This window comes from Amycolatopsis sp. NPDC047767, from assembly GCF_040704195.1.
GTDB lineage: Bacteria > Actinomycetota > Actinomycetes > Mycobacteriales > Pseudonocardiaceae > Amycolatopsis.
This window is the reverse complement of sequence record NZ_JBEYSJ010000001.1, coordinates 17,886-29,224: the sequence shown is the minus strand read 5'-3', so window position 1 is coordinate 29,224 and position 11,339 is coordinate 17,886. Positions and strand designations below refer to the sequence as shown.

At 69.6% G+C, this 11,339-nt stretch carries 11 protein-coding genes; 7 read left to right on the top strand and 4 right to left on the bottom strand.

Features of this window, described 5'->3' with window-relative positions:
* Nucleotides 1-85 precede the first annotated feature (85 nt).
* On the top strand, nucleotides 86-1,525 hold the full coding sequence (locus AB0878_RS00115; RefSeq protein WP_366575034.1) for a PucR family transcriptional regulator: 1,440 nt from the start codon (nucleotides 86-88) through the stop codon (nucleotides 1,523-1,525).
* Here AB0878_RS00115 and AB0878_RS00110 read toward each other — a convergent pair.
* Together AB0878_RS00110 and AB0878_RS00105 are read right to left on the bottom strand one after the other, a co-directional pair.
* On the bottom strand, nucleotides 1,515-2,252 hold the full coding sequence (locus AB0878_RS00110; protein ID WP_366575032.1) for a cache domain-containing protein: 738 nt from the start codon (nucleotides 2,250-2,252) through the stop codon (nucleotides 1,515-1,517). The two genes, AB0878_RS00115 and AB0878_RS00110, sit on opposite strands and share 11 nt — an antisense overlap.
* Before the next feature lie 32 nt (nucleotides 2,253-2,284).
* A complete protein-coding gene (locus tag AB0878_RS00105) occupies nucleotides 2,285-3,028 on the bottom strand; it encodes an FCD domain-containing protein (protein WP_366575030.1) in 744 nt (247 codons plus the stop codon).
* A gap of 114 nt (nucleotides 3,029-3,142) precedes the next feature.
* Between AB0878_RS00105 and AB0878_RS00100 the strand changes: the two genes are divergently transcribed.
* The 5 genes from AB0878_RS00100 to AB0878_RS00080 all read left to right on the top strand — a co-directional run bounded on the left by AB0878_RS00100 (nucleotide 3,143) and on the right by AB0878_RS00080 (nucleotide 8,728).
* Nucleotides 3,143-4,564: a gamma-aminobutyraldehyde dehydrogenase gene (locus AB0878_RS00100; RefSeq protein WP_366575028.1), complete on the top strand. Its 1,422-nt coding sequence runs from the start codon at nucleotides 3,143-3,145 to the stop codon at nucleotides 4,562-4,564.
* Between the two features lie 34 nt (nucleotides 4,565-4,598).
* Nucleotides 4,599-5,675, top strand: a complete 1,077-nt coding sequence (locus AB0878_RS00095) for an ABC transporter ATP-binding protein (RefSeq protein ID WP_366575026.1) — start codon at nucleotides 4,599-4,601, stop codon at nucleotides 5,673-5,675.
* Nucleotides 5,676-5,700: 25 nt separating this feature from the next.
* The gene (locus AB0878_RS00090; RefSeq protein ID WP_366575024.1) at nucleotides 5,701-6,909 is read left to right on the top strand and encodes an ABC transporter substrate-binding protein; all 1,209 of its coding nucleotides are present in this window, start codon (nucleotides 5,701-5,703) and stop codon (nucleotides 6,907-6,909) included.
* A gap of 118 nt (nucleotides 6,910-7,027) precedes the next feature.
* Nucleotides 7,028-7,909, top strand: coding sequence for an ABC transporter permease (locus tag AB0878_RS00085; protein ID WP_366575022.1), 882 nt, complete (start codon nucleotides 7,028-7,030; stop codon nucleotides 7,907-7,909).
* Between the two features lie 9 nt (nucleotides 7,910-7,918).
* Nucleotides 7,919-8,728, top strand: coding sequence for an ABC transporter permease (locus AB0878_RS00080; RefSeq protein ID WP_220246532.1), 810 nt, complete (start codon nucleotides 7,919-7,921; stop codon nucleotides 8,726-8,728).
* Nucleotides 8,729-8,734: 6 nt separating this feature from the next.
* On the opposite strand, the gene AB0878_RS00075 is transcribed toward AB0878_RS00080, so the two are convergent.
* Entirely contained in the window at nucleotides 8,735-9,514 is a 780-nt protein-coding gene (locus AB0878_RS00075) for an SDR family NAD(P)-dependent oxidoreductase (protein WP_366575020.1), read from the bottom strand.
* 55 nt (nucleotides 9,515-9,569) lie between these two features.
* Between AB0878_RS00075 and AB0878_RS00070 the strand changes: the two genes are divergently transcribed.
* Nucleotides 9,570-10,133: a TetR/AcrR family transcriptional regulator gene (locus AB0878_RS00070; RefSeq protein WP_366575018.1), complete on the top strand. Its 564-nt coding sequence runs from the start codon at nucleotides 9,570-9,572 to the stop codon at nucleotides 10,131-10,133.
* Here AB0878_RS00070 and pip read toward each other — a convergent pair.
* The gene (gene pip / locus AB0878_RS00065; RefSeq protein ID WP_366575017.1) at nucleotides 10,130-11,083 is read right to left on the bottom strand and encodes a prolyl aminopeptidase; all 954 of its coding nucleotides are present in this window, start codon (nucleotides 11,081-11,083) and stop codon (nucleotides 10,130-10,132) included. The two genes, AB0878_RS00070 and pip, sit on opposite strands and share 4 nt — an antisense overlap.
* Nucleotides 11,084-11,339: the final 256 nt, after the last annotated feature.

Below are 11,339 nucleotides of genomic sequence, written 5' to 3'. Positions count from 1 at the left end.
GGCTCGGTCACCTCCCAGGATGAGGCGGCGGGGCCACCGCGTCTGCTGGCCAAGTTGTCCAGAAACGTGCGTAAACTTGGCCACTATGGCACTCACCCTGCGCGCGCTCGCCGAACAGCGGCCGCTCGCCCTTCGCGTGGTCGCGGGGGAGGCCGGGCTCGACCGCCCGATCGGCTGGGTGCACCCGACCGAGCTCACCGACCCGCACGCCTTCCTCGAAGGCGGCGAGCTCCTGCTCACCACCGGCCTGGCGCTGGACGACACGACGTCCGAGGCCTACGTCCGCCGCCTCGTCGAAGCGGGCACCGCCGGGCTCGGCTTCGGCGTCGGTCTGAGCCATGAGCACGTGCCGGCCACGTTGAAGGCGACCGCCGACGAGGTCGGCCTTCCGGTGCTCGAAGTGCCCCGCAAGACGCCCTTCATCGCGATCACCCGCGCCGTCTCCCGCGCGGTCGCCGCCGACGAGTACGCCGCGACCGTCCGCATCGGCCGCGCCCAGCAGGAGCTCACCCGCACCGCCGTCGGGAAGACGGGTGCGGCCGGCGTCGTGCGCCGTCTCGCCCGGCTCGTCGACGGCTGGGTCGTGCTCTTCGACGCCGCCGGCCGCGTCCGAGAAGTCTCCTCTGCGGCCGCTCGCGCGCACGGGGAACAGCTCGACGTGAGGGACCTGCGCGCCGGCACGCGGGTCGTCACGCTGGGGGAGCAGGAGGTCGTGCTCCAGACCTTGCACACGCGCGGCACCCTCGCGGTCGGTACCGCCGAGCCACTCGACTCGACCGGTCGCCACATCGTGAACACCGCTGTCTCGCTGCTTTCCCTTGCCCTGGAACAGGATCGTGCTCAACGCAGCGCACTGTCCCGGCTGCGCACCGGCTTGCTCGACCTGTTCACCGACGGCCAGGAAACCCTCGCGCTCGACGTGTTGCGCACCGTGCAGGGCGCGCCGCCGCAACCGTGGACCGTGCTCGCCGTCGCGGGCCCGCCCGCCGTGCGGACCGCCGTGTACGACCGCCTGGAACCCATTGCGGCACAGGTGTTCTCCGCCCACTCCGAGGCGCTCCTCGTCGCCGCGACCGACGACGCCGACCGCGTGCTCACCGTGGCCGCCGAAGTCGGCGGTTGCCACGTCGGCGTCGGCGACGCCACTGAGTTCCCGGCCGCCCTGCGCCAAGCCAAGCAGGCGGCTGAAACCGCACGCAGCCAGGGCATCCCGCTCCTGCGCTACGCCGACCACGCCGGCCGTGGCCTGCTCAACCTCCTGGATCCCCTTGCCGCCCAAGCCTTCGCCCACGAGCTGCTGAACCCGCTGCGCACCCACGACGAGTCCGGCCGCGGCGAGCTGGAGGAGTCCCTGCGCTGCTGGCTGGAAAACCACGGCCACTGGGACCGCGCGGCCTCGCAGCTGCACATCCACCGCCACACCCTGCGCAACCGCATCACCAAGACCGCCGAGCTCCTCGGTCAGGACCTCGACTCACCCGGCACCAGGGCCGAACTCTGGCTGGCCCTGAACGTCACACGCTGACGAGCAACGCGATCGGCGAATCCCCGCACCGCCGCAACGTCGCGCCGCCCGACATCGTCTGCGGTTCCGCGCCCGAGGTCCACCACGCCGGCACGTCGACGTCGCGCACCAGCGAACCCGTCGCCTGCCGGACGCTGTTCGACACGATCACGCGCCCCTGCGCGTTGAGCAGCGCCGCGCGCCGGCCCAGCGACCGCAGCCGCCGGCTGACGGTGCGCTCGAACTCGCGCACGTAGACGTCCGCGCCCACCACGCCGGCAAACGCGCCGTCGCGGTACACGGGCAGCGTGAACGTGAGCGTGTACTCGTCGGTGCAGAGGTAGTCGACGTACGGCCCGTTGATGTGGCGCCGCCCGCTGTCGCGCGGCACGGTGAACCACGACTGGCGCGTGTAGTCGAGGAAGTTGGGGCTCTCCGGGTCGAGGCTGATGAACAGCTGCTCGGGCGTCTGGTCCGAACCGGTGGTGGTCCACCACTCGAAACCGAACTCCTGGTCCGACAACACGTGGGGCGCGCTCACGAACCCGGCGCCGATCACGAGGCCGCCGAGTGCCTCCAGCACCTGCGGCCGGATGCCGTGGAGCGTGCCGGAGCCGGCGCCGCCGGGCTCGGCCAGCAGCGTCTCGGCCGCGGCCAGCACGGGCTTGAGCCGCTCGAAGATCTCCTCGACCAGCGCGGATACCTGCGCGACGACCTCGTCGCCGGTCAACGTGCGGGTGTCGGTCACGATGCTCACCTCGATCGCGGGGTCATCGAAGCTTACGGCGTTTCGAGGCTTAAGTGCAGATCCACGAGCCGGTCGAGCGCGCTCAGGATGTGCTCCTCGGTCAGCTTGCGGGCCAGGTCGCCGTCGGCCGCCGCGATCGCGGTCACGATCGCGTGGTGCTCAGCGTAGGACTGGCGGCAGGTGTCCTCGCCGTCGAGGGGCACCCAGAGCAACCCGCCGTGTTCGCCCTGCAGTTGGACCTCCTGGTTGGTGAGCCGCGGCGACTGCGCGGCGGCCGCGATCTCGAGGTGGAAGTGCCGCTCGGCGCGGGTCGCTTCGGGACCGGTCGTGCCGAGGAGGTCTTCGCTGGTCAGACGCAGTCTTTCCAGGTCTTCGGGCGAGCTGCGCTCCGATGCGAGCTTGGCCGCCGACCCGGCCACGGCGAGGTAGTGGTCGCCGAAGTCGCGCAGATCCGCGAGCGAGACGAGCCGCAGGCGCTGGGCCCACGAGCTCGGCGCCGGCCACGCGGGCGTGCGCACGAAGCTGCCGCCGCCGCGGCCGCGCCTGGTCTCGACCAGTCCCTGCTGCCGCAGCACGGCGAGCGCTTCCCGGACCGTCACGGTGGACACGCGGAACTGCGCGGCGAGCTCGACCTCGCTCGGCAGCTGCTCGGCGTCGTCGAGCAGACCCAGGGTGATGGCGTCGAGCAGCCGGGCCGCGACCGCCTCGGCGCGGCCGAGCTGGTCCAGCGGAGCGAACATCGCCAGTCGTGCGCTGTTCGACATCTCCTTGCGCATCGTGGGTCCACCCGTCTCGGCGTGCGATTGGGGCCAATAGTGCCCCAGGACCTTGTCATGTGAAATATGGAGTTATATGTTTCACCCTGCCACGGAGAGTCAGGAGGCGCACGCGTGCAGGAACTGAAGCACTACGTCGGCGGGAAATTCGTCGACTCGCTGTCAGGGAAGGTTCTCGAGATCGTCGACCCGGTCACGGGGCGCGCGTACTGCACCGCGCCGGTGGCGGGCGCCGAGGACGTCGACCGCGCGCTCAAGACCGCGGCCGAGGCGTTCGAGAGCTGGAAAGAGACCACGCCGGCCCAGCGCCAGCTCGCACTGCTGAAGATCGCCGACGCCGTGGAGGCCCGCGGCGAGGAGCTCATCGCCGTGGAGTCGCGCAACACCGGCAAGCCGGTGGCGCTCACGATGTCCGAAGAGCTGCCGATGATCGTCGACCAGCTGCGCTTCTTCGCCGGCGCCGCGCGCGTGCTCGAAGGCCGTGCGGCCGGCGAGTACATGGAAGGCCACACGTCCTTCATCCGCCGTGAGCCCGTGGGTGTCTGCGCGCAGGTGACGCCGTGGAACTACCCGCTGCTCATGGCGATCTGGAAGATCGCGCCGGCGCTCGCCGCGGGCAACACCGTGGTGCTCAAGCCGTCGGACACCACGCCGGCGTCCACGCTGCTGCTGGCCGAGATCTGCGGCGAGTTCCTGCCGCCGGGCGTGTTCAACGTCGTGACCGGCGACCGCGACTCCGGCCGTGCGCTGGTGGAGCACCCGATCCCCGCGATGGTGTCGATCACCGGCTCCGTGCGCGCCGGCATCGAGGTCGCGGGCGCCGCGGCCCGCGACGTCAAGCGCGTGCACCTCGAGCTGGGCGGCAAGGCGCCCGTGATCGTCTTCGAGGACGCCGACCTCGAGGCCGCCGCCGAGACCATCGCGATGGCGGGTTACTTCAACGCCGGCCAGGACTGCACCGCCGCCACCCGCGTGCTGGTGTCCGACGACGTGCACGACACCTTCGTCGCCGCCCTCTCGCGCCAGGCCGAGGCCAACAAGACCGGCAAGCCCGACGACGACACCGTCGCCTTCGGCCCGCTCAACAACGCCGCGCAGCTGGAGAAGGTGTCGGGTTTCATCGACCGCCTGCCCGGCCACGCCACCGTCCACTGTGGAGGGCGGCGCGCCGGCGACGAGGGGTTCTTCTACGAGGCCACCGTGGTCTCCGGCGTCACGCAGGACGACGAGATCACCCAGAACGAGGTCTTCGGCCCGGTCATCACCGTGCAGCGCTTCTCCGACGAAGCCGACGCGGTGAAGGCGGCCAACGGCGTGCCCTACGGCCTCGCGTCCTCGATCTGGACCAAGGACCACCAGCGCGCCATGCGCGTGTCCGCCAAGCTCGACTTCGGCTGCGTGTGGATCAACACCCACATCCCGCTCGTCGCCGAGATGCCCCACGGCGGGTTCAAGAAGTCGGGTTACGGCAAGGATCTCTCGCTGTACGGCCTCGAGGACTACACCCGCGTCAAGCACGTGATGAGCGCGCTGTAGGTACCAGGTGACGAGATCCACGGGAAGGCCCGCCATGCCCCACCAAGCCCCGACGACCGCCCGCCGGCCCGAACGGCCGCGGGCCGGCGGTGAGCCGGCGATCCGGCTCACCGGGCTGCAGAAGCACTTCGACAAGGTCCGCGCCGTCGACGGCGTCGACCTCGACATCCCGCCCGGTGAGTTCTTCTCCATGCTCGGCCCGTCGGGCTCGGGGAAGACCACGGTGCTGCGCATGATCGCCGGTTTCGAGCTGCCCACCGCGGGCTCCATCGAGCTGGCCGGCCGGGAGGTCAGCCAGCTCGCGCCGTTCGAGCGCGACGTGAACACCGTGTTCCAGGACTACGCGCTCTTCCCGCACATGTCCGTGCGGCAGAACGTGGAGTACGGCCTCAAGGTCAAGCGGGTCGGCAAGGCCGAGCGCCGGCAACGCGCCGCGGAAGCCCTCGAGACCGTGCGCCTCGGGGAGTACGGCGACCGCAAGCCTTCGCAGCTCTCGGGTGGTCAGCGCCAGCGCGTCGCTCTCGCGCGGGCGCTGGTGAACCGCCCGAAGGTGCTGCTGCTCGACGAACCGCTGGGAGCGCTCGACCTCAAGCTGCGGCAGGCGATGCAGATCGAGCTCAAGCAGATCCAGCGCGAGGTCGGGATCACCTTCGTGTTCGTGACGCACGACCAGGACGAGGCGCTGACCATGAGCGACCGCATCGCGGTGTTCAACGCCGGGCGGATCGAACAGGTCGGCACCCCGGTGGAGGTGTACGAGAGACCGGCGAGCGCGTTCGTCGCCGGCTTCGTCGGCACGTCCAACCTGCTCAGCGGGCGTGGGGCCGAAGCGGTGATCGGCAAGCCCGGCGTGTACAGCATCCGGCCGGAGAAAATCCGCATCGATGCTGATCTTGCGTCACCGGCCGGTCCGGGCGAGACTTCGGCGACCGGAATCGTCACGGATGTCGTATACGCCGGATCCACAGTGCGCTACGCTGTCGCGCTCGATGCGGGGGGTCAGTTGTCCGTGGTCCGCCAGAACACCAGTGAACCGACCGAGTTCGCCGACGGCCGGGTCCGCCTGCGGTGGCGCCACGAACACAGTTTCCGGGTCCCCGAAGCCGGCTAGTTCTCACGGGAAGGTTTCTCTCGACATGAAGAACAGGAAGACGCTGCTCGCGGGTCTGTGCGGCGTGAGCCTGCTGCTCGCGGCCTGCGGGACGTCGGGCTCCGACTCGAGCGCGGGGTCCGCGCCGGGCGCCCAGGGGTTCACCCCGCCCAAGCTGGCCGCACTCACCCAGCTGGGCCAGCCGGAAGGCCAGCTGAACGTGCTCGCGTGGCCCGGTTACGCCGAAAACGGCGCCACCGACCCGAACGTCAACTGGGTCAAGCCGTTCGAGGACCAGACCGGTTGCAAGGTCAACGTCAAGGCGTTCGGCACGTCCGACGAGGCCGTGACGCTGATGAAGACGGGCCAGTACGACGTGGTGTCCGCCTCGGGCGACGCCTCGCTGCGCCTGGTCGCCTCGGGTGACGTCGAGCCGGTCAACACCGCGCTCGTGCCGAACTACAACGACGTCTACCCGTTCCTGAAGAACAAGCCGTGGAACAGCGTCAACAACGTCGCCTACGGCATCCCGCACGGCTGGGGCGCGAACGTGCTCACCTGGCGCACCGACAAGGTGAGCCCGGAGCCGACGTCGTGGTCGCCGATGTTCGACGTGAACTCGCCGTACAAGGGCAAGATCATCGCCTACGACTCGCCGATCTACATCGCCGACGCCGCGCTGTACCTCATGGCGCACCAGCCCGACCTCGGCATCAAGAACCCGTACGCCCTGGACGACAAGCAGTTCAACGCGGCGGTGGACCTGCTGAAGAAGCAGCGGCCGAACGTCAGCGAGTACTGGGCGGACTACCTCAAGGAAACGCAGTCGCTCAAGAACGCGGACGCCGTGATCGGCACCGCGTGGCAGGTCACGGTGAACCTGGCCAAGAGCGAGGGTGCTCCGCTGGGCGCGACCGTGCCGAGTGAAGGTGCCACCGGCTGGTCGGACACCTGGATGGTGGCCACGAAGTCGCAGCACAAGACGTGCGCGTACAAGTGGATGGACTACATCATCAGCCCGAAGGTGAACGCCCAGGTCGCCGAGTACTTCGGTGAGGCACCGGCCAACTCCAAGGCCTGCGCCGAGTTCACCGACAAGTCGCTGTGCGACACCTACCACGCCAACGACGCGGCCTACGCCGCCAAGATCCAGTACTGGACCACGCCGATTCCGCAGTGCCTCGACGGCCGCACGGACGTCAAGTGCAAGGACTACGGCGACTGGACCCGTGCCTGGACCGAGATCAAGGGTTGACGTGTTCACGGGTGCCTTCACCGCACCCGTGAGATCTCCCCGGTAGCTCCGGGGGCGGCGGGCACCCTCCCCCCTCGTCCGCCGCCCCCGGACCCCCTTTCCCGAAGGTGTCTTCCTCATGACCGCCGTGAGCCCGCCGAGCCGCCGCGCTTCGGCTTTCTTCTTCCGCAAACCCATGCTGCGCCTGGGCATCCTGCTCACGGCCCCGCTGCTGTGGCTCGGCCTGGCCTACCTCGGCGCGCTCGCCGCCCTGTTCATCACGGCCTTCTGGACCACTGACGTGTTCACCGGCCAGGTGGTCACGGACTGGTCGTTCGACAACTTCGTCACCCTCTTCACCGACTCGGTCTACCGCACGATCACGCTGCGGACCGTCGGCATCGCACTGCTGGTCACGGTGATCGACGCGGTCATCGCGTTCCCGATGGCCTTCGCGATGGCCAAGCTCGCTTCCCCGAAGGCGCAACGGATCCTCGTGATCGCCGTGATGACGCCGCTGTGGGCGAGCTACCTGGTGAAGGCCTACGCGTGGCGCACCCTGCTTTCCGGCAACGGCGCGATCAGCTGGCTGCTGAGCCCGTTCGGCCTCTCCGGCCCCGGCTACGGCGTCGCGGCCACCGTGATCACGCTGTCCTACCTGTGGCTGCCGTACATGATCCTGCCGATCTACGCGGGTCTCGAGCGGCTGCCGGACTCCCTTGTGGACGCTTCGGGCGACCTCGGCGCGAAGTCGTTCCGCACGTTCCGCTCGGTGATCCTGCCGCTAGCCTTCCCGGCGATCGTGGCCGGCTCGATCTTCACGTTCTCCTTGTCGCTGGGCGACTACATCGCCGTGAAGATCGTGGGTGGCACGTCGCAGATGCTCGGCAACGTCGTCTACGACAACATCGGCGCGGCCAACAACCTGCCGTTCGCCGCGACCGTGGCCATCGTGCCGGTCGTGATCATGCTCGTGTACTTGGCCGTCGTGCGTCGCACCGGCGCGCTGAACAACCTCTAGGAGACCGCCGTGCGCATGTCGAAGACCGGCCGGGTGGTGCTGTGGACGGCACTCGGGGTCGGGTTCGCGGTGATCTACTTCCCGCTTCTGGTGGTGCTGCTCAACTCCGTGAACTCGGACACCACGTTCGGCTGGCCGCCGAAGAGCTTCACCCTCGAGTGGTGGGGCCGCGCGGTCACCAACGCCGGCGCGCTGCACGCCTTGTGGACCAGCATCGAGGCCGGGGTGGCGGCCACGGCGATCGCGCTCGTGCTCGGCACGATGGCCGCGTTCGCCCTGCAGCGCTACCGGTTCTTCGGCCGGGACTCGATCTCGCTGCTGATCATCCTGCCGATCGCGCTGCCCGGCATCGTCACCGGCATCGCGCTGAACAACGCGTTCCGCACGATCCTCGGCATCGACCTCGGCCTGCTCACGGCGATCATCGCCCACGCGACCTTCTGCATCGTCGTGGTGTTCAACAACGTCGTCGCCCGCCTGCGGCGCATGGGCGGCAACCTCGAGGAAGCGTCGATGGACCTCGGCGCCGACGGCATAACCACGTTCCGGCTGGTGACGTTCCCGATGCTGCGCTCGGCGCTGCTGGCGGGTGGTCTGCTGGCGTTCGCGCTGTCGTTCGACGAGATCATCGTGACGACGTTCACGCTCGGCACCGGCATGGAGACCTTGCCGATCTGGATCTACGACAACCTGTTCCGCCCCAACCAGGCCCCGGTGGTCAACGTGGTGGCGGCGGTGCTGATCATCGTCTCGACGGTGCCGGTGTACTTCGCGCAGAAGCTCTCCGGCGGTGACAGTTCTTCGGGTGGCCGGATCTAGGGGTTCCTAGATCACGGAGCGGATGGTGCCACCGTCCACGCGGAGGGTGGCCCCGCTGACGTAGTCGCCGTACGGGCTCGCCAGGTACGCCACGGCGCCCGCGATCTCCTCGGGCCGGCCGAAGCGGCCGATGTCGTTGGGCACGAAGTCCTGCGCGGCGTTGTTTTCGATCGTGTCCCAGGTCTCGCCCCAGCCGTGCTCCGGCGCGAGGTCCGTGAGCAGCTTCTGCACGGAGTCCACGAGGATCGCGCCGGGTGCGACCACATTGGACGTCACGCCGGTGTCTTTCAGCTCCCGCGCAAGGGAAACCGCGAGGTTGTGGCGGGCGGCGAGCGTCGCGTTGTAGTGGGGGAGCGACGCCATCGGCTGGCCGGACAGACCGCCACCGATCTGGATCACGCGGCCCCAGCCGCGTTCGCGCATGCCGGGCACGAGGTGCCGGATCATGCGAACCGACGAGACCACGTTGACCTCGTACGTCCGCGCCCACTCCTCGGGCTCGGCCTCGGCCCAGCTCAAGTGCTGGTAGGCGCCGGCGTTGTTCACGAGGATGTCGACTTCGCCGGCTTCTTCGGCCACTTTCGCCGCGCCTTCGTCGGTCGCGAGGTCGCCGATCGCCACGGCTTTCGCGCCGATTTCGTCCGCCACCGCACGGGTCCGGGCTTCGTCGCGGCCGTGCACCACGACGTCGGCGCCCTCTTCCGCGAGCAGCCGCGCGATGGCTTCGCCGAGGCCGGAGCTCGAGCCCGTGACGAGTGCGCGGCGGCCGGTCAGGTTGAGTTCCATGGTTCTCCGTTCAGGTCTACGGGTGTAGATTTAGTTTTAGTCTACACTCGTATACATGACTGCACCACGTCGTCGCGACGCCGCCGCGACCCGGGAAGCGATCCTGCGCGCGGGCGTCGAGGCGTTCACGCGCTTCGGCTACGACGGCGTCGGCGTGCGGGAGATCGCGCAGACCGCCGGCGTCACGGCGATGCTCGTGAACCGCTACTTCGGCTCGAAGGAAGGGCTCTTCGCCGAGGTGGTGGAGGTGTCGATGACCGAGCGGACCGTGCTGACCGGCGACCCGGCCACGCTCGCGCGCGACGTCGCGGCTTCGCTGGTGTCCCGGACGTCACCGGACGCCGACAACCTCGACCCGTTCCTGCTCATGCTGCGCTCGGCGCCCAACCCGCGCGCCGCCGAGATCCTGCGCGCGGGCATCGAGAAGCACGTCGAGGCACACATCCTCGACGTCGTCCCCGGCGCGCGCGGGACTGATCGCGCGGCCGTGGCGCTGTCGCTGATCTCGGGCTTCTGGTTGATGCGCAAGGTGATCGGCAGCACCGCTCTGAACGCGACTGACGAGGCTGCGTTGGCCTCGACGTTGGAAGGGCTCTTCCGGCTTCTGCTGGCCGTCTAGCGGAAGTCGTCGGTCGCCTGCCGCAGTGCGGCCAGGGTGCCCGGGTCGTTCACGGCGTGCCCCGCGCCTTCGGTGATGCGCAGGATCGAGCCGGGCCACGCGTGGTGGAGCTCGTACGCGGTGATCGGCGGGCAGACGGCGTCGTAGCGGCCCTGAACGAGCACGCCCGGCACGCCGGCGAGCTTGCCGGCGTCGCGGATCAGCTGCCCGTCCTCGAGCCAGGCGTCGTGGCTGAAGTAGTGCACCGCCAGCCGCGCGAACGTCAGCGCGAACGACGGGTCGGCGTACCGGTTCAGGAACGCCTGCTGCGGCATGAGCGCCACCGTCGCGCCTTCCCAGACGCTCCACGCGATCGCAGCCCGCTCCCGCACGCCGCGGTCGGGGTCGTCGAGCAGCTCGGCGTACCCGGCGAGCGGATCCTTGTGGTGCTCTTCGGGCAGCGGCGCCAGGAAGTCCTCCCATTCGGCCGGGAAGAGGTTCGCCGCGCCGCCGCGGTAGATCCAGTCGAGCTCGCGCTGCCGTGCCGTGAAGATCCCGCGCAGCACCAGCTCCGTCACCTGATCGGGGTAGGTCTGCGCGTACGCCAGCGCGAGCGTCGACCCCCACGACCCGCCGAACACCTGCCAGCGCCGGATGTTCAGCCGCTCCCGCAGCAGCTCCATGTCTGCGACGAGGTGCCACAACGTGTTCGTGCTGAGGTCCACGTCCGGATCCGCGACGCTCGGCGTGCTCCGCCCCGCCCCACGCTGGTCGAACAGGATGATCCGGTACGCGGCGGGGTCGAAATGCCGGCGCGCCATCGGCGCGATCCCGCTCCCGGGCCCCCCGTGCAGCACCACCACCGGCTTGCCCTGCGGGTTCCCCGCCTCCTGGCAGTAGATCCAGTGCCCGTCGCCCACGTCGAGCATCCCATCGGCCAACGGCTGCAGCGGCGGGTAGAGGTCGTCCATACCGATCACTCTGCCGGACCGGCGACCGTCGCGCGGGAGTCGCCGCGCCGTTCAGCCGAAAGGCCGCGAGCCGTCCGGGTGTCGGCCGGCCTGGTGCGCGCGGACGCCGGTTTCGCCTCCGTGCGCGGCCGCCGCCGAAAATGCGGCTGTGTAGTGCGTCACGCGGGAGTCGGGACCGCTTTCCTCCGACGTCGGGCGAAACGGTCGCGGTCCGGGTTCGCAGCGAGGCCGCTTGCACTGTCGCGCGTGCCGCCGG